The organism is Frateuria flava, assembly GCF_017837635.1.
Taxonomy (GTDB): domain Bacteria; phylum Pseudomonadota; class Gammaproteobacteria; order Xanthomonadales; family Rhodanobacteraceae; genus Frateuria_A; species Frateuria_A flava.
Genome location: NZ_JAGJRS010000021.1, coordinates 103,949 through 122,095, shown reverse-complemented (window position 1 = coordinate 122,095; position 18,147 = coordinate 103,949). Strand labels below are relative to the sequence as shown.

Here is an 18,147-nt window from a genome sequence, read left to right as displayed (position 1 = left end):
ACGCTGGCACCATCGTGGCAGGTATCGTGACGCCCGCCTCCGTGACTGACCCGGTCTTCGTCCCGCCCATGAGCCCGCCCCAGGAAACGCTGAACCTGCCGCCGCTGCCCGCATTCAGCGGCTTCCGCGAGGCGGCCCAGGCGTGCCTGTCGATGCTGCGCGAGCGCACCGGCGTGGGCGCCTGGTACTTCACCCGCGTCCACGGCGAGGACTGGCTGGTGCTGGCTGCGGCCGACGAGTTCTTCGGCGTGCGCAACGGCGACGCCCTGCGCTGGGCCGACTCGATCTGCTCGCGCATGGTGCGGGGCGGGCCGTGCGTGGTGGCCGATGTCAGCGCCCATGCGCCATATGCCGCCGCGCCGATCGTCCAGCGCGGCATCGGCGCGTACCTGGGCGTGCCGGTGCAGCTCGACCACGGCTCGGTCGGCACGCTGTGCGGGATCGACCCGCAGCCGGTGCCGGTGGATCTCGAACGCTGGCTGCCGATCGTGCAGCTGTGCGCGCAGATGCTCGCCACGCTGTGGTGCCACGACGTCGACCTCAAGGAAACCCGCCGCCGCGCCGAACGCGCCGAGCTGGAGGCGATGACCGACCCGATGACCGGCATCTTCAACCGCCGGGGCTGGCGCGAGCTGCTCGCACTGGAAGAGCAGCACTGCCGCGACGAACACACCACCGCCGGCGTGGTGGTAGTGGACCTGGACCGCCTCAAGCAGACCAACGACAGCCAGGGCCATGCCGCCGGCGACGCGCTCATCCAGCGCGCCGCGCGGGAACTGTCGCGCACGGTCCGCGCCGCCGACGTGGTCGCGCGGCTGGGTGGTGACGAGTTCGTGGTGCTGATCCTCGACGTCGGCCCCACCGAACTGGCGCGCCAGGCCGCCCGCATCGAACAGGCCCTGCGCGCCGCCGGCGTCGCCGCCACACTCGGCTACAGCTGGCGTGGCCCCGACCGCGACCTGGGCGAGGCCTACCGTGAGGCGGATCTGCTGATGCTCGACGCCAAGCGCGGACGTTCGCGCGCTTCGTAGGGTGGGCTTCAGCCCACCGCTCCGGATGGCGCGTTGGTGGGCTGAAGCCCACCCTACGGGTTCCTCTCGAAGCGTCAGCCGTCCGTCACCACCGGCTCCCGGCGACGACGGCTTGGCAGCATCGACGCCAAAACGCCATCGCGGCGGACCAGCCCGTGGTACAGCCCCGCGCTCATGTGCGCCACGAAGGTAAGGAACAGCAGCCAGGCCAGGTAGCGGTGCGCCTCGCGCAGCCAGGCGAACAGCAGCGCGTTCTCCGGCAGGATCGCCGGCAGCCGCATCGTGTCGCCCAGTATGACCGGGTAGCCGCCGGCCGACAGCATCCCCCAGCCGAGCAGCGGCAGCGCCAGCATCAGCGCGTAGAGCAGCCAGTGCGAGGCCGTGGCGGCGAGTCGTTGCCAGAGCGGCAGGTCGGCCGGCAGCGATGGCGGGCGGTGGCGCAGCCGCAGCGCCAGGCGCGCGATCGCCAGCAGCAGGATCGCGATGCCCAGCGGTTTGTGGATCGCCAGCAACCCGCTGTGCCGTTCGGATACGGTGGCGACCATGCCGGCGCCGATGAACAGCATCGCCACGATCATCCCGGCCATGGCCCAGTGCAGCAGTCGCGCGAGCGGATGGAAGGTGGTCGGGGTGTTCATCGGGTGGCCTCCGGGACGGGGCGCGCGGCGCCGGGCAGGTGCGCTTCCTCGGCGGTGCGACGCAGGTAGGAGTCGGCGTAGGCAGCCGAGCGGGCGGCCAGCAGCGGATCGGCCGAGGGCGCGATGCCCTCCGGCAGCACGGTCGGGTCGTAGTTGATGTCCCGGCAGGGGCCGCTGTCCTGCGGCTGCATGCGGTCGATCACCAGCGTGCCGGCGTCCACCGTGCGGCGGTCGGATGGCCAGGGGCGTGCGGCGTCGTCGACTGGATCGCCGGGGGCGGCGAAGGTGATGCGCAGGTTCCAGCGCTGCGGCCCCACGGCCAGGCGCTGCTGCAGATCCCGGGCGAGATAGTCCGGATCGCCGGCCGGGCCGGGGCCGGCATCGGCGGCCTGCGGCACCATCGCCCAGCGCACGGCGCGTTGCTGTCCTTGAGCATCCACCAGGTAAAACGCGTTGATGCTGTCGTAGCGCTCGGTGGCATAGCTCGCCGACGGCCTGGCCTGCTTCACCCAGGCGCGGAATGCGGCGGTTTCCGGATGCGCGGCGAAGAAGGCGGCGAGCCTTGCCGGATCCGGCTTGCCGGTGGCCGGATCGGGTCGCGCCGCCCGCGCCTGTTCGTAGAACGCCTGCGGCGTGGAGACCGGAAACACCGGCATCGCGTTCATGCCGGTGCGCCATTGCCCGCCATCCGGCAGGTTGAAGCGTAGCGCCATGCTGCGGATCGGCACGCTGCCGTCGGCCGCGTAAGGGTTGCCACCGGGCAGGGCGAACCGCCCGACCACCGGCGTGCGGCCGCGCGCGAACACCGCCGCGGTCGAATACGCGCCGGCCGCGCCGTTGCCTTCGAACCACCCGGCCACGCACACGCCCTTGGCATGGTTGCGGCGGTAGCCCGGATGCAGGCCGGCGTTGTCCTCGAAGGTATCGACCAGGCGTTGCGGGGTCAGCCGGTGCGGTGCCAGCCAGCCGCCGACGTAGCCGAAGGCAGCTACGGTGACGCAGGCGAGGCCGCCGATCAGCGCCCATCGCGCCGCATGTCCGAAACGAATCGTCATGGAGTGCTCCCGGCCTGCGGCCGTGTGGTGATGGCACGGAGGACGCGCGACCGGACGGTTTATTCCCGCGCGATGGAATAATCGCTACGCCGCCGCGTCTATCGACCAAGCCCCACGCCGGAGTCCGGCCATGCCCGACCACCCGCTCGACGATGCCCTGCGCGAATGGCTGCCGCGATTGCGGCGCTTCGCACTGTGGCTGACGCGCGAGACGTCCAGCGCCGACGACCTGGTGCAGGCCACGCTCGAGCGCGCGCTGTCGCGCTGGTCCAGCCGCCGCGAGGACGCCTCGCTGCGCAGTTGGCTGTTCGCGATCCTGTACCGGCAGTTCCTCGACGGCCGCCGTCGCGCACAGCGCCATGCCTGGTTGCTCGGCCGGCTGCGCGCGGAAGAGGAGCCACAGGCGCCCTCGGCCGAGCGCGAGGCCATGGCGCACTCCATGCTGCAGGCGTTTGGACGGCTGAGCGCGGAGCAGCGCAGCCTGCTGTTGTGGGTCACCGTGGAAGGCCTCAGCTACCAGGAAGTCGCGCAGATCCTCGACGTGCCGATCGGCACCGTGATGTCCCGCCTGTCGCGTGCACGCGCCGCGCTGCGCCGCCTCGGCGACGGCGAAACCACCATTGTCCCCCTGCGGGTGCTCAAATGAACGAACCCAGCGAACACGACATCCACGCCTACGTCGACGGCCGCCTGGAGGGCGAACGCCGCGCCGCGGTGGAGCTCTACCTCGCCCGGCATCCGGAGCGCGCCGCGCAAGTGCAGGCCTGGCAGCACGATGCCCAGCAACTGCGCGCCGCGCTGGTCGGGGCGCAGTCGCTGCCGCCCAACCCGGCACTGGATCCGTCTGCGATCCGCATGCGCCGACAGCGCCGCCGGGCGTCGCGCCTGGCGATGGCCGCGGCGCTGGTGTTGTGCGTGGGCCTTGGCGGCCTGGGCGGCTGGCAGATGCGCGGCTGGCAGGTCGCGCGCGCGATGCCGCCGATGGGCGACGCGCTGGCGGCCTATCGCCTGCTCGCGCTCGATCCCGGCGCCCGCCCGGACCTGGTGCCGCAACACCGTGGGGACCTGCAGGCCTGGCTCGACCACCACTTCGCCCGCGGCGTGCCGTTGCCGGACCTGGACGCGGCCGGCTTCCGGCCGGTCGGCGGCCGGCTGTTCGCCACCGAGCAGGGAACGGCGGCGATGGTGCTCTACCAGGACGCCGCCGGCCATGCGATCAGCTTCTACGTGCGCCCGCCCGGCCCACGGCGCTACCTGCTGCCGCACGGCCAGCGCGTCGACGATGGCCTGCTGGCGCAGTACGGCTCAGGCAATGGCTATAACTACGCGATGGTCAGCCGCGCCGCGGGCAGCGACGCGCAGGTTGCCGCGCGCGCGCTGCAGCCGCTGATCTGAGCGGGGGCATGAGGCCGTAGGGGGAGCTTCAGCCCACCGCCTCAATCCGGCAGCGTGGGCCCAACCCCCCCTGCGGCGTGGCGGCGAGTGCCCCAGGTTTGCCGTACCCACGCCTTCCGCCGCCGCGGCACGCACGCGATCGCCACGGCGTGCATCGGCCTGATCCGCCCTCTCGCTGCGGACAAGGACGACACGAACGGTCCGTTTCCTGTCCTCCGGCAGCCCCCGGCGCGCCACAAAACCCGGCGATAATGCGCGCCGCACCTCAAGGAAAGGGGAATCGTCATGTGGCACGTGTCGGTGGCGCGCAGGTCGCGCCAGGTCGGGTTTTGTCTGGGTTTGCTGGGGCTGGCGATGCTGGCCGGCTGCAACCGTTCCTCGCAGGACAGGCCCGCGCTGCAGGGCGTGCCCGCCGCGGGCGCCAGTGCGCACGCACCGGCGGGCAAGGCCGCCTTCGCCCTGGCCTCGGCCGGCGCCGACCTGCGCGATACGCGCACCGCGCTGGTGCTGCGCTTCAACGTCCCGCTGGCGGCGGCGCAGCCGTTCGACCGCGAGCTGGCGGTCACCGGCAGCAACGGCGAGCCGATCAGCGGCAGCTGGAACCTGGATGACGACGGCAAGACGCTGCGCTTCCCCTTCGTGCAGCCCAACACCCACTACGCCGTGGTGCTGCGTGCCGGCCTGCTCGCCGCCGATGGCCGCACGCTCGGACGCGAGCTCAAGCGCGAGATCTATTCCGGCAGCGTGCCGCCCGCGGTCGGCTTCGCCTCGCACGGCAGCGTGCTGCCGGCGCGCGGCAGCCGCGGCCTGCCGCTGGTCTCGGTCAACGTGCACGACGCCGACGTGGAGTTCTTCCGCGTGCACGACGACGCGTTGTCCGACCTCTACTGCGCCTACCCGGCCAACAAGCACCGCGACACCTACGAACTCGACCACGAGATCAACCGCTGGGACACCTGTGAGCACGGTGACCGCGTCAAGCGGCCGATCACCGACATGGCCGATTCGGTCTACGCCACTCACTACACCCTGGGTGGCGACGCCAACGAACGGACCGTGACCTACCTGCCCATCCAGCGCGTGCGCGAACTGCAGCGGCCGGGCGTGTACATGGCGGTGGTCAAGCAGGGTGGCACCTTCAAGGGCAGCTACGACAGCGCGATCTTCTTCGTCAGCGACCTGGGACTGCACCTGCGCATGTACCGCGACAACGCACTGCTGCACGTGGCCTCGCTGCGTGACGGCTCCCCGGTGGCGGGCGTGGCGGTGGAGATCGACGGACCGGACGGTTCGGCCAGGCTCAAGGCGACCACCGATGGCGACGGCAATGCCTTGATCGCCTACAAGCTCGATCCGTCCGACGTGCTGATCGCGCGCCACGGCGACGATGTCTCGGTGCTGCCGTTCAACCGCCCCGCGCTGGACATCTCCAACTTCGACGTGACCGGCCGCAAGCAGGCGCCGTTCGAGGTCTACGCCTGGTCCGGCCGCGACCTCTACCGGCCGGGTGAAACGCTGCGCGTGTCGGCGCTGCTGCGCGACGACGACGGCAAGCCGATGAAGGCGCAGTCGCTGTTCGTGCGCCTGAAGCAGCCCGACGGCCGCACCCTCGCCGACCAGCAGCTGGCGCCGTCGGACCTCAACTACTACGCGCTGTCCCAGGCGATCCCGGCCGACGCGCCGACCGGCCTGTGGCAGCTCGAGTTCCGCCTGGACCCGGCGGCGAAGGAGGCGGTCGAAGCCTTTCCGTTCCACGTCGAGGAGTTCCTGCCCGAGCGCCTCAAGCTCAGCCTGGACAGCCCGCAGGCGCGTCTGGTCCCTGACGAGCCGCTCAAGCTCGAAGTCGCCTCCAGTTACCTCTACGGCGCGCCCGCCGACGGCAACCGCGTGACCGCCAAGCTGCTGGTGGCGCCCGAAGTGCACCCGCTGGACAGCCTCAAGGACACCTTCTTCGGCGATCCCACGCTCGACCTGCCCAGGAGCGCCAACGACGTACTCGACGCGAAACTCGACGCGCAGGGCAAGCTCGCCCAGCCGATCGCGCTGCCGGATGACGTCAAGCCGGTCGCACCACTCGCCGTCACGCTATCGGGCAGCGTCTACGAAACCGGTGGTCGCGCCGTCACCCGCCTGCTCAAGCGCGTGTACTGGCCGGCGCCGCAGCTGGTCGGCGTGCGTCCGCTGTTCGATCCGAAGCAGGGCGCCGAGAGCGAAGGCCAGGCCGGCTTCGAGATCCTGCGTGCCGACGTCGACGGCAAGCTGGTCGCCGGCCATCACCTGAAGGTGCGGCTGCAGCGCGAGCTGCGCGACTTCTACTGGCTGTACGAGCACGGCGACGGCTGGAAGTCCGATGCGCACCAGCAGCTGCAGCTGATCGAAGAGAAGGACGTCGACCTGGCCGCGGGACAGCGCGTGCACGTCGACTTCCCGGTGGAGTGGGGCGGCTACCGGCTGGAGGTGTACGACCCGGAAACCCGGCTGACGACCGTGTTCCCGTTCTTCGCCGGCTGGAGCTGGGAGGACGAGAACCTCGGCAAGGAGGCGCGCCCGGACAAGGTCAAGCTGCAACTGGACAAGGCGCGCTACCGCGCCGGCGACACCATGAAGGTGACGGTGACGCCGCCGCATGACGGCCCCGGCCTGCTGCTGGTCGAGTCCGACCACCTGCTCTACGTGTGCGACATCGACGCCAGGGCCGGCAGCACCTTCGAGATTCCGGTCACCAAAGAGTGGGAGCGCCACGACGTCTACGTCTCCGCCCTGGTGTTCCGTGGCGGCGAGGCGCAGGAGCACACCACGCCGGCCCGCGCACTCGGCGTCGAGCATGTCGCGATGGAGCGCAACGACCGGCGCATCCCGCTCACGCTGAGCGCGCCGGCGCTGATGCGCCCGGGCAACCCGCTCGAGGTGACCGTGCAGGCCAAGGGCCTGGCCAACACGCGCGCCTACGTCACGCTGGCGGCGGTGGACCAGGGCGTCATCAACATCACCCACTACCCGGTGCCCGACGTCTGGGCCTGGATGTTCGCCAAGCGCGCGCTGAGCGTGGATGCCTACGACCTCTACAGCCGCATCATCGAGGCGATGGACGGCGCCGAGGCCAGGCTGCGCTACGGCGGCGACATGAGCGGCCCGGCGCTGCCGCATGCGGCACGCCTCAATCCCAAGGTGCAGATCGTCGACCTGTTCGCCGCACCGGTCGCCTTCGACGCGCAGGGCAAAGCCACGCTGCGCGTGCAGGTGCCTGACTTCAACGGCAGCCTGCGCCTGGCCGCGCTGGCCTGGAGCGCCGACCGCTTCGGCAACGCCGACGGCGCAGTCACCGTGCGTGCGCCGCTGGTGGTCGAGCCGAGCACGCCGCGCGTGATGGCCGCCGGCGACAAGGCGCGCATCAGCCTGGATCTGAAGAACCTCTCCGGGCATGACGGCACGGCGAAGGTGGTGGTCAAGGCCACCGGCCCGATCAGCATCGCCAATGCCAGCCGCGAGGTGGCCCTCAAGGACGGCGCCGGCACCACCCTCACGATGCCGGTCACGGCGAGCGCAGGTGCGGCCGTGGCCAAGCTCGACATCCATGCCACGCTGGGCGACTTCACGGTCGACCGCCACTTCGAGTTCGCCGTACGCCCGGCCTGGCCCGAGCAGCAGACGACCGTGCCGCTGGCGATCGAGGCCGGCAAACCGGCGCAGCTGGATGCCGGTGCCGCCGCCGGGCTGCTCGCGCCTACCGTGCGCGCCCAGCTCACCCTGAGCACGCTGCCGCCGCTGCCCTACGGCTCGGCGCTGCGCGACCTGCTGCGCTACCCCTACGGCTGCATCGAGCAGACCACCAGCAAGGGCTACGCCGCGCTGGTGCTCGACCCGGCCACCGCGACGGCGCTGGGGCTGTCCACCAGCGAGGCGGCCCGTCGCGCCGCGGTCGACAGCGCACTGGCGCGCATCGCCTCGTTCCAGGCAAGCAACGGCCACTTCAGCTTCTGGGGTACCAGCCCGATCGAGACCTTCATGACGCCCTACGTGGTCGACTTCATGCTCGACGCGCGCGAGGAAGGCTTCGCCGTGCCGCAGGAGGTACTGCAGAAATCCCTGCAGCGGTTGAGCGACGACCTGCTCGGCGGCGGCCACGCGTATTACAGCTACGAGCACCACGATCATCTGCGTATCGCCGACGAGGCCTACTCCGGCTTCGTGCTGGCCCGCGTCAACCGCGCGCCGCTGGGCACGCTGCGCGCGATCTTCGACCACGACCGCGACAAGCTGGTCGGCCCGCTGCCGCTGGTGCACCTGGGTGTCGCGCTCAAGCTGATGGGCGACACCGACCGCGCGCAGAAGGCCGTCGACGAAGCCTTCGCCTGGGACAAGGAGCGTCCCTGGTACGTCGGCGACTACGGCTCGGACCTGCGCGACCTGGCGCTGATGGTCGCGCTCACCCATCGCTACGGCCTGGCCAAACCGGCCTACGACGGCAAGCTGATCGACTGGGCGCGCAACGCCACCGCGCGCGACCACGCCAACAAGCAGGAAGTGCCCTATTACCACTGGTCGTGGTCCTACCTCTCCACCCAGGAGCAGGTGGCGATCGCGCGCGTGGCGCGCGCCTTCGACGCCGGCAGCGGCGCGCCGCTGGCGGTCACCCTCGCCATCGGCGGCAAGCGCGAGGCCGCACCCGCCGACAAGCGCCTGTGGACGCGCGAACTCACGCTGGCCGAGCTGAAGGAAGGCATCAGCGTGCAGCCGGCCGGGACGGGCACTGTGTTTGCCACGCTGGACGTCGCTGGCATCCCGCAACAACCGCCCGCCGCCGACGATCGCCAGGTCGATGTGCGCCGCAGCTACTTCACCACCGACGGCCAGCCGTGGACCGGCGACACGCTGAAGGAGGGCGACACACTGATCGCCGAGCTCACCCTGGAGGCGCGCACCGACATGCCTGACGCGCTGGTCACCGACCTGCTGCCCGGCGGGCTGGAAGTGGAGAACCTCAACCTCGGCGGCGCGCAGCAGTGGGAGGGCGTCGTCGTCGATGGCATCGACATGCAGCAGCACACCGGCGCCGCCGACCTGGTGCACGAGGAGTACCGCGACGACCGCTACGCCGCCGCCCTGCACCTGCGCCGGGGTAACGCTGCCCACGTGTTCTACCTGGTCCGCGCGGTCACGCCCGGCACGTACACCGTCCCGCCGCCGCTGGCGGAGGACATGTATCGCCCGGCGCTACGCGGCATCGGTAAATCGGTGCCTGCAAGGATCACGGTAGTCGAACCATAGAACTCACCGCGAAATGTGCGCACCGCATCGAACCGAGCCCCTCTCCCCCGGCTCCGCCGGAGGAGAGGGGGAGGCGTTCGCCTCGGCGTCACTCACTCCGATACCGGGCACCACCCGGCACCCCGCGTCGCAACATCTGGCGCGAATGGGTTTGGTATCCGCAAGAAAAACCGTTCGCCCTGAGCGTAGGCCGCAGGCCGAAGTCGAAGGGCAGTCGCCATGACCGACATAACCCCGAAACCCCGCCCATCCACGTTCAAACGCTGGCTGCGCACCACGGCAGCCATCCTCGTCGCGCTCTCGCTAGCCGCGCTCATCCTCGACCGCCTGTTCCCCCTCCCGCTACCTGTCCCTGACACCGGCAGCACCGTCGTACTCGCCCGCGACGGCACGCCACTTCGCGCCTTCGCCGACCGCGATGGCGTATGGCGCTATCCCACCACCACGACCAGGGTTTCACCGCTCTACCGCCAGGCGCTGCTGGCCTACGAAGACCGCTGGTTCTACCGCCACCCCGGCGTGAATCCCTACGCATTGCTGCGCGGCGCGGTGCAGGGCGCGCTGCATGGTCACGTGATCTCCGGCGGATCCACGCTGACCATGCAGGTCGCGCGCATCATCGAGCCGATCCCGCACACGTTCGGCGGCAAGTTCCGCCAGATCTTCCGCGCGCTGCAACTGGAAGCGCACCTGGACAAGACGCAGATCCTCGACCTCTACCTCAACCACGCCCCCTTCGGCGGCACCATCGAGGGGGTCGAAGCCGCCTCATGGGCGTACCTGGGCAAGAGCGCCAGCCGCCTGTCGCGCGCCGAGGCGGCCCTGCTCGCGGTGTTGCCGCAGGCGCCCAGCCGTCTGCGACCCGACCGTCATCCGGAGGCGGCCCGCGCCGCACGCGACAAGGTGCTGCACCGGCTGCGCGACGAAGGCGTCTGGACGCCCAGGCAAGTGGACGACGCGGCGATCGAACCAGTCGTCGCTCGCTCCCTGCGCGCACCGCTCGCCGCCGCCTTGCTGGCCGAACGCCTGCATCAGCAGCATCCGCGCGCCCGGCGCATCGTCACCACCATCGACGCCAACCTGCAACGCGCCGCCGAGGACCACGTCGCCAGCTACCTCGCCCGCCTGCCGCCCCGCAGTTCGGTCGCGGTGCTCGCGGTGGAGAACAGCACGCTCGAGGCAAGCGTCTATATCGGCACCGGCGAGTTCGCCGACCCCGAACGCGCCGGCCACGTGGACATGGTGCGCGCGCCGCGCTCGCCGGGCTCCACGCTCAAGCCCTTCCTCTACGGCCTGGCGCTGGACGACGGACTGGTCACCTCCGAAAGCCTGCTGGTCGACGCGCCGCAGGACTTCGGCGGCTACCACCCGGGCAACTTCGACGAGGCCTTCAGCGGCCCGGTGAGCGTGAGCGAAGCGTTGCAACGCTCGCTCAACGTGCCGGCGGTCGACATGCTCGACCGCGTCGGCCCGAACCGCTTCGTCGCGCGTCTGGCCAGCGGTGGCGTCGACCTGCAGCTGCCCGACGGCGCGCGACCCAATCTGTCGATCATCCTGGGCGGCACCGCGACGAAACTGGAAGACCTGGTCGGCGGCTACAGCACCTTCGCCAACGGCGGCATCGCCGGCGCACCGCGCTACACGCCGGACCAGCCCGCCCGCCCGCGGCGCCTGCTCTCGCCAGGCGCCGCCTGGATCATCCGCGACATCCTCGCCAGCAACCCGGCCGACGTCGAAGGCGCGCCGCTGGAAGGCACCATCAACCGGCACGTCGCCGTCGCCTGGAAGACCGGCACCAGCTACGGCTACCGCGACGCCTGGGCGATCGGCGTCACCGACCGCTGGACCGTCGGCGTCTGGATTGGCCGCCCGGATGGCACGCCCTCGCCGGGCCAGTACGGCGCCGTCACCGCGCTGCCGCTGTTGTTCCAGCTCACCGACATGCTGCCCGCGCGCGGCGGCGTGCACGCGCCGCGTCCGGCCAGCGTCCGTGCGGTCGACATCTGCTGGCCGCTCGGCCAATCGGCCGCAGCCACCGACACCAGCCTCTGCCGCCAACGCCGCACCGCCTGGAGCCTCGACGGTGCGCTTCCACCCACCTTCGCCGAACGCGACCCGGGCGCCTGGATGAGCGGTCGCGTCGAACTGCGCGTAGACGAAAAAAACCGCCGCCTGAGTGCCGGCTGCCACGCCCCACACGAACATCGCCTCACCCTCGCCCGCTGGCCGGCGCTCGCCACACCCTGGCTCGACGCCGCCGACCGCGCCGCCTCCGCCCTGCCCGCGCTGGCGCCCGGCTGCGCGCCGGACTCGCTCGCCATCGCCGTGCCGATCCGCATCAGCGGCCTGCGCGAAGGCAGCCTGCTGCGCCAGGCGCCCAACGGCAATGGACCATTGCGTGTCACGGTGCACGCACTCGGTGCCCCGGGCACCGTCCAATGGCTGCTCGACGGCCGCCTGCAGGGCAGCACGTCGGCCGGCGGGACCATCGCTCTGACATTGACGCGACCCGGTCACCACGCCCTCACCGCGCTGTCGCAGGATGGCGCCTGGGCGAGCGTTGGCTTCGCCGTGGCGGGTTTGCCTGACGTCGTGAGCAGGCCCGTGCCTCCAGTCCGCTGAGCGGCGGCAGGCGATCGGAAGCCCGCGGCAGGCGAGCCCAGTCGCGGGGAGGCCACGCAAGAACGACAAGCAACACAGCGCTCCTGCAGACAGCCCCGCGAGCCCCGGCCCCTCACCCCAGCCCTCTCCCCGGAGGGGAGAGGGAGCAAAGTGCGGAGCTCGCGCACACAAGCGCGCAAATCCTCTTGCCTCAGCTCCCGAGCGCCCGCGGTAAAGCGGCGGCAGCTCCTCTAAGAGCAGGCGACTGACCAAGCAAAGCGCAAAGGCACCTAGCTTTTTAGTCACCCCGTGCTTAGCAGGCCATTTCTTTGGTTACTTTCTTTGGGCCAGCAAAGAAAGTGACCCGAGCGCCGGCAGGCGATCGGAAGCCCGCGGCAGGCGAGCCCAGTCGCGGGAAGACCACGCAAGAAGGACAAGCAACAGCGCTCCTGCCGGCATCCCCGCGAACCCCGGCCCCTCACCCCAACCCTCTCCCCGGAGGGGAGAGGGAGCAGAGCGCGGAGCTCACATAAGCGCGCAGCACGGCTCCGGTGAGGGAGTCACTTGACGCCCGGCAATCCCGACTGTACTACTACGCACAGTACAGACAGGACGAGCAACCATGCCCCGTACCCAGGCTTTGATGATCCAGATCGCCACCGGCGATCCCCGTCCGATCAGCAAGCAGATCGTCGACGGCGTGCGCATGAAGATCGCCACCGCCGAACTCGCTCCCGGGGACCAGCTGCCCAGCGTCCGCGGCCTGGCCCAGCAGCTGACGATCAACCCCAACACAGTGGCCAAGGCCTACGCCGAGCTCACCGCCGAAGGCTGGCTGGAGTCGCGCCAGGGCCTGGGGCTGTTCGTCGCCACGCCGCGCCAGCGGCTTTCCAACAGCGAGCGCGACCGGCGCATGGACGATGCCATCCAGGTCTTCGTGCACGAAGTGGCCGCGCTCGATTACCCGCCCGAGCGTGCGCTGGCGCGGCTGGATCGCGCGCTCCAGGTGTTGTCCCGCAAAAGCGCCTGACCTGCCCGGGAACCGTCAATCATGACCGACCACGTCATCGAAACCCGCGCGCTGACCAAGCGCTACGGCGCCAAGCTGGCGCTCGACGCGCTGGATCTGTCCATCGCCGCCGGCCGTATCCACGCCATCGTCGGTGCCAACGGTGCCGGCAAGTCCACGCTGTTCCGCATTCTGCTCGGCTTCCTGCCGCCGACCAGCGGCAGCGCGCGCATCCTCGGCCGGGACAGCCAGCAGCTCACGCCCGCAGACCGCGGCCGTATCGGCTTCGTCAACGAGGAACACACGCTGCCCGGCTGGATGCGCGTCTCGGCGGTGGCCGCCATGCAGCGCCGCCAGTATCCGCGCTGGAACCCGCGCGCGTACGAGGAGGTGATCGGGCACTACCACGTGCTGCCGGAACAGAAGGTCGGCCAGCTCTCGCGCGGCGAGCGCGCCGGCTTCAACCTTGCGCTGACCCTGGCCCAGGGACCGGAACTGCTGGTGCTGGACGAGCCCACGCTGGGCCTGGACGTGGTGGCCAAGCGCGCGTTCCTCGAATCGCTGATGTATTCGAGCGCGGCCGAGTCGTGCACGGTGATCTACTGCTCGCACCAGATGGAAGAGATCGAGCGCGTCGCCGAGAACCTGATCATCCTGGAGCGCGGCCGGTTGGCGCACATGTCCGCGCCGGAGGAGTTCTGCGCGCGCGTGACTCACTGGGTCGCCGACATCCCGTTTGCTGGCCCGCCACCGGCGAGCGTGCCCGGGCTGTTGCAGGTGCAGCGCATCGATGGCCTGCACCACTACCTGGTGCTCGACCAGCACGATGACTTTGCACAATTCCTGCGTGGCGCGGGCGCGCGCACGGTGCAGAGCATGCCGGTGAGCCTGGACCGCGCGGTCAACGGCTTCCTGGCCAAGAACCACGCCATGCCGGCGGCAGCATGAGGAGCGGCGACATGCGTGACTTGTTCAAGGCCGAACTGCTGCGCTTCCGCGGATGGGCGCTCGGTGCCCTTGCGGTGCACCTGCTGGTGCTCGCCTTCCTCGCCCGCGTGGTGGATCTGGCGCAGCAGCCGGTGCTGGTTTACCGCGTGTTCGGCGGCGTTGACGTGCTGGCCGGGCTGCTGCTGGGCCTTTACCAGATGGGCAGCTATCGCCGCCCCAATACCTGGCTCAACCTGCTGCATCGACCGCTGGCGCCCGCGCGCATCGCCGCTGCGCTGCTGGGCGCGGGCCTGGCCTGGCTCGCGGTGGCGGTGGCCTTGCCGGTACTGCTGATCGGCGCCTATCAGGCCGGCCTCACCGCGCGCGTAGTCGACCTGCGCCACTGGCTGCTGCCGCTGGCGGCGTGGCTGCTGGCCGCGTGCGGCTACGTCGCCGGCGCCTGTTGCATGCTCGGCCCGGCGCGCCGCGCGATAGCCGCACTGGTGCTGCTGGTGGCGCTGGCGACCAACCAGGCCAGCGGAGTGTGGGCGTTGCTGGTGCAGACGCTGGCGCTAGCCTGGCTGGCCGCGATGCTGCTGGCATCGTTCAAGCCCGATCTGTCGGCGGCGCCGCGCTCGCCGTTGGCCACGGTGCTGCTGGCGGTGCCGCTGCAGGCGGGCGTGTACCTGTTGATCCTGTTGCTGGAGTTCGGTGGCCAGATGGTGTGGATCATGCAGGGCAGCCATCCCAACAACACCGAAACCCCGCCGCCCGGTGGCCAGAACGAAACCGAGCGCATGACGCCGCAACAACGCATGCTGGCGGGTCTGGCGGTCAGCCGCGCGCCGCAGGCGCCGACCTGGCGCGAGCAGGTGGCATTGTCGGAGGTGGTTTCGATCGAGCCGGCGCTGTCCGGTCTACCCGTGCGCGGCGCGCTGACCAATGCCGCGCCCGTCGACTTCGACGACACGGCGCAAAACGTGCGCTGGACCTTCAGCCACGACCGCATGCGCCTGGTCGGTTACCGCATCGCCGGCGGCCGTGGCGTCGGCACGCTGGGCGTGGGCACGACCAACGGAGCGTTCCCGGCGCCGGCCGTCGCCATCGCCGCCCTGCCCGGTCAGCCAAAGGACGACCGCGGCCTGATCGCCGGCAACAGGCTGTACCACTACATCAGCGAAAGCCGTCAGATCCTGCCGCGCATCCAGCTGCCGCCGGGCGAGTGGCTGCTCGGCACCACACCGGTGGGCGAGAACCTGGCGGTACAGAGCGATCGGGCGCTGTACTTCTACGACGGCCGCGACATCGTCGCCAGCGAAGCGCCGCTGCGGCCGCGCGAGCGCATGCCGCTCCCGGGCGCGGTGGGCGACCTGCGCGACCTGGACCTGATCGAGCTGGTCGACGGATACCTGGTGTCGGCCTCGTTCACCACCTACGCCTGGGTCATGGACGGCACGGCGCCCTACCAGACGCTGACCTGGGTGCACGACGACGGTCGCGTGGAGGAAGTGGCGCGACGCGCCATCGCGTTCGACTACCCGGCCTGGTTCCGGTACCAGGCATGGTGGCCCTCGCCGGCGCTGTACGCGCTGCGACATGCCGTGACCGGCCTGTTCGCCAGGCCCGATCCGTTGCAGGCGACCACGCCGGCGCCGCTGCCGCGCGGGATCCGGTGGCTGGCGGGCGGCTTGATGCTGGCCTCACTGCTGGCCGCGCTGTGGCTGGTGCGCCGGCGCGAGCTGTCGCTGCCGGCAAAGGCGGCCTGGGTGATCGTTTGTGGCGTCATCGGCCTGCCGGCGCTGGCGAGCCTGTGGCTGTTGTACCCGGCCTGCGAGGCGGGGCGGCTGACGATGCACGCCCAGCCAGCCATCTAGACGGCTGACCGATACCTGCCCGAAGGCCGAGCTTGCTCCTTTCTGAAGCGGGTAGGCCGGGAGCGGGCACCCGCAGGGAACCAAGCGCCCGCCACCGCAATCCTCCCCTGCGCTGCAGGGGACGCCACTCCCGACGACAGCACGGAAAACGCGCCATGTACCCGTTCGCACGCCCCCTGCTCGCCCTGTGTGCCCTCCTGCTGGCCAGGCCTGCGCTGGCCCACGCGCCAGTCGACGCGTTCCAGGCGGACGTCGCCCACGAACGCGCGCGGCCACCGGCGCCGACGTTCCCGCGTGCCGCTTTCCTGCTGCGTCCGGCCGTGGTTGCAGCGGCGCTTTCCCCCGACGGCAACCAGGTCGCCTACCTGCGCGAGCAGGCCGGCCGGCGCAGTCTCTGGCTGCTCCCCGCTGAGGGTGGACAGGCGCGCCGCGTGCTCGGCGGTACCGACGCCCGGCGCATCGCCTGGTCGCACGACGGGCGTTGGCTCGTGCTGGAGTCCGGGCGCCAGCTGTTCGCGGTGGCGGCGGCGGGCCAGGGCGGCTCGCATCTGATGGTCACGCTGGGCGGCCGCCAGCAGCGCGAGCTGATCGACATCGACCCATTGCAGCCGGCCGCCGTGCTGCTGCGCGAGCGCGCGCCGGCTACGCCGGAGGCACCGGAGCGCTGGCGCGTCTTGCGCGTCGACATGCAGGGGCGGCGCACGCTGTTGCACGAGGACGCGCACCGGCTGGTCGAGGTGGCCTTCGACCGCAGCGGACGGCTGGCCTTCCTCAAGCGTGTCGAGGACACGGCGCTGGCGGTCCATCGGGTCGACGTGCACGGTCGCTTGCATCCGGTGCTGCGCTGCGCGCAACTGCATCGCTGTTCGCTGTTGCCGGTGACCGACGCGCAGGGCCGCTTGCTGCTGCTCAGCGACGTGGACGCCGACCTCGAAGGCCTGCGCCGCCTGCAGTCCGACGGCACGCTCGACACCCTCGCCACCGATCCGCGCGGAGAAGCCGACCTCGACGCGCTGGCGCTCGATCCGGTCGACGGCACGCCGCGCATCGCCAGCTACCGCGGCACGGTGGCCGCGAACCAGGGGCTGGATCCGGCGACACGCGGCCTGCTGGCGGACCTGAAGGCGCGCCTGCCCGGTCGCAACCTGGACATCGCCGTGGGCGAGGCGCACTGGCTGGTCAGCGCGCAGGCCAGCACCCTGCAGGGCGCGCGCTGGCACCTGGTGGATCCGCGCACCGGCGCCGCGCGGGAGATCCTGGATTTCCCGCCGCTGGGCGATCGCGACGGCCGTCCTGCGCAGTGGCTCCCGGAAGCGGCGATGGCGCGCAAGCTGCCGTTCGACTGGCGCGCTTCGGACGGCATGCGCCTGCACGGCTTCGTCTGGCTGCCACCTGGAGCCGACCCCGCCCACCTGCCGCTGGTGGTGCTGGCGCATGGCGGGCCGTGGAGCGCCGCCCGTCCGGACGAGTTCGGCAACGGCTACAGCCAGGCGCTGGCCAACCGCGGCTACGTCGTGTTCGAGCCCAACTTCCGCGCCTCCAATGGACTGGGCCGGCATTACCTGATGTCCGCCCACGGGGATTTCGGCCATGGCCGCGTGCAGCAGGACATCGTCGAAGGTACCCGCGCACTGCTCGCCCGGGGTATCGGGGACGCCGAACGCGTCGGCATCGCCGGGGCTTCCTTCGGGGGCTATGCCACGCTGCTTGGCGTGACCTTCCAGCCGGACCTCTTCAAGGTCGGCGTTGCGGTGGTGCCGCCCCCGGACTTCGGTTGGGACATCCGCTGGATCGGACGCACCACCGAAGCGCTGTCGCTCTCACGCTACATCCCGTTCGACGAATGGCTGGCGATGCTGTCGCTCGATCCGCGCGACGCTGCCACGATGGCGCGCCTGCACGAGCAGTCGCCGCTGGCCCACGCCAGTCACATGGACCGCCCGCTGCTGATCTTCGCCGGCGGCGAAGACCGCCGCGTGGCGCTGCGCGGCGTGCTCGGCTATGCCGCCCGCCTGAAGGCGCTGGGCAAGGACTTCAGCCTGTTCGTCGACCCCCTGGCCGGCCACCGGAACGACAAGCCGGTCGCCCATGAGGCCTATCTCTACCTCCTGGAGTGGATGCTCCATCGCCACCTTGGCGGCGCCGCGCCGGCGGCTCCCGACGCGACCGTCCGCGCCTACCTCGCGCGCAGCCTGCGTGTGGCCGGCAGTGACCTGCGCGCGGCCGGCCTGACGCACTCGCCCTAGGCCGAGCCGCCGACTGCAACGCGCGGCACCTTCGGCCCGCGTCGGGGGGACTGCGGCACCGTTCTCCGTTTGGGCGCTTGGCCGTTGTTGATGAAGCTCGGCG

At 71.0% G+C, this 18,147-nt stretch carries 11 protein-coding genes; 9 read left to right on the top strand and 2 right to left on the bottom strand.

What is annotated here, in order from left to right:
• The first annotated feature begins 68 nt into the window (after positions 1-68).
• Positions 69-1,031: a GGDEF domain-containing protein gene (locus tag J7I44_RS11010; protein WP_209620393.1), complete on the top strand. Its 963-nt coding sequence runs from the start codon at positions 69-71 to the stop codon at positions 1,029-1,031.
• Between the two features lie 74 nt (positions 1,032-1,105).
• On the opposite strand, the gene J7I44_RS11005 is transcribed toward J7I44_RS11010, so the two are convergent.
• Positions 1,106-1,669 carry a cytochrome b gene (locus tag J7I44_RS11005; protein WP_209620389.1) on the bottom strand — a complete coding sequence of 188 codons (564 nt, stop codon included), beginning with the start codon at positions 1,667-1,669 and terminating at the stop codon, positions 1,106-1,108.
• Entirely contained in the window at positions 1,666-2,724 is a 1,059-nt protein-coding gene (locus J7I44_RS11000) for a catalase family peroxidase (RefSeq protein WP_209620386.1), read from the bottom strand. Before J7I44_RS11000 ends, J7I44_RS11005 begins: the two co-directional genes overlap by 4 nt.
• A 130-nt stretch (positions 2,725-2,854) precedes the next feature.
• Between J7I44_RS11000 and J7I44_RS10995 the strand changes: the two genes are divergently transcribed.
• The 8 genes from J7I44_RS10995 (at position 2,855) to J7I44_RS10960 (ending at position 18,044) form a co-directional block, all read left to right on the top strand.
• A complete protein-coding gene (locus tag J7I44_RS10995; protein ID WP_209620384.1) occupies positions 2,855-3,370 on the top strand; it encodes an RNA polymerase sigma factor in 516 nt (171 codons plus the stop codon).
• The gene (locus tag J7I44_RS10990) at positions 3,367-4,119 is read left to right on the top strand and encodes an anti-sigma factor family protein (RefSeq protein ID WP_209620381.1); all 753 of its coding nucleotides are present in this window, start codon (positions 3,367-3,369) and stop codon (positions 4,117-4,119) included. Before J7I44_RS10995 ends, J7I44_RS10990 begins: the two co-directional genes overlap by 4 nt.
• Positions 4,120-4,404: 285 nt before the next feature.
• Entirely contained in the window at positions 4,405-9,387 is a 4,983-nt protein-coding gene (locus J7I44_RS10985; protein ID WP_209620378.1) for an alpha-2-macroglobulin family protein, read from the top strand.
• Between the two features lie 219 nt (positions 9,388-9,606).
• Positions 9,607-12,009, top strand: coding sequence for a penicillin-binding protein 1C (gene pbpC / locus J7I44_RS10980; protein ID WP_209620375.1), 2,403 nt, complete (start codon positions 9,607-9,609; stop codon positions 12,007-12,009).
• Positions 12,010-12,610: 601 nt separating this feature from the next.
• Positions 12,611-13,018, top strand: coding sequence for a GntR family transcriptional regulator (locus J7I44_RS10975; protein ID WP_209620371.1), 408 nt, complete (start codon positions 12,611-12,613; stop codon positions 13,016-13,018).
• A gap of 21 nt (positions 13,019-13,039) precedes the next feature.
• The gene (locus tag J7I44_RS10970; RefSeq protein WP_209620368.1) at positions 13,040-13,945 is read left to right on the top strand and encodes an ABC transporter ATP-binding protein; all 906 of its coding nucleotides are present in this window, start codon (positions 13,040-13,042) and stop codon (positions 13,943-13,945) included.
• A gap of 11 nt (positions 13,946-13,956) precedes the next feature.
• Complete coding sequence (locus J7I44_RS10965; protein ID WP_209620365.1) at positions 13,957-15,798, top strand: hypothetical protein; 1,842 nt, start codon at positions 13,957-13,959, stop codon at positions 15,796-15,798.
• 155 nt (positions 15,799-15,953) lie between these two features.
• Complete coding sequence (locus J7I44_RS10960; RefSeq protein ID WP_209620362.1) at positions 15,954-18,044, top strand: S9 family peptidase; 2,091 nt, start codon at positions 15,954-15,956, stop codon at positions 18,042-18,044.
• Positions 18,045-18,147 lie beyond the last annotated feature (103 nt).

Coding starts and splice junctions, on each gene's coding strand:
- J7I44_RS10975 (WP_209620371.1), top strand. CDS start 12,611: ATGCCCCGTACCCAGGCTTTGATGATCCAGATCGCCACCGGCGATCCC.
- J7I44_RS11005 (WP_209620389.1), bottom strand. CDS start 1,669: ATGAACACCCCGACCACCTTCCATCCGCTCGCGCGACTGCTGCACTGG.
- J7I44_RS10990 (WP_209620381.1), top strand. CDS start 3,367: ATGAACGAACCCAGCGAACACGACATCCACGCCTACGTCGACGGCCGC.
- J7I44_RS10970 (WP_209620368.1), top strand. CDS start 13,040: ATGACCGACCACGTCATCGAAACCCGCGCGCTGACCAAGCGCTACGGC.
- J7I44_RS10960 (WP_209620362.1), top strand. CDS start 15,954: ATGTACCCGTTCGCACGCCCCCTGCTCGCCCTGTGTGCCCTCCTGCTG.
- J7I44_RS10965 (WP_209620365.1), top strand. CDS start 13,957: ATGCGTGACTTGTTCAAGGCCGAACTGCTGCGCTTCCGCGGATGGGCG.
- J7I44_RS11010 (WP_209620393.1), top strand. CDS start 69: ATGAGCCCGCCCCAGGAAACGCTGAACCTGCCGCCGCTGCCCGCATTC.
- J7I44_RS11000 (WP_209620386.1), bottom strand. CDS start 2,724: ATGACGATTCGTTTCGGACATGCGGCGCGATGGGCGCTGATCGGCGGC.
- J7I44_RS10985 (WP_209620378.1), top strand. CDS start 4,405: ATGTGGCACGTGTCGGTGGCGCGCAGGTCGCGCCAGGTCGGGTTTTGT.
- pbpC (WP_209620375.1), top strand. CDS start 9,607: ATGACCGACATAACCCCGAAACCCCGCCCATCCACGTTCAAACGCTGG.
- J7I44_RS10995 (WP_209620384.1), top strand. CDS start 2,855: ATGCCCGACCACCCGCTCGACGATGCCCTGCGCGAATGGCTGCCGCGA.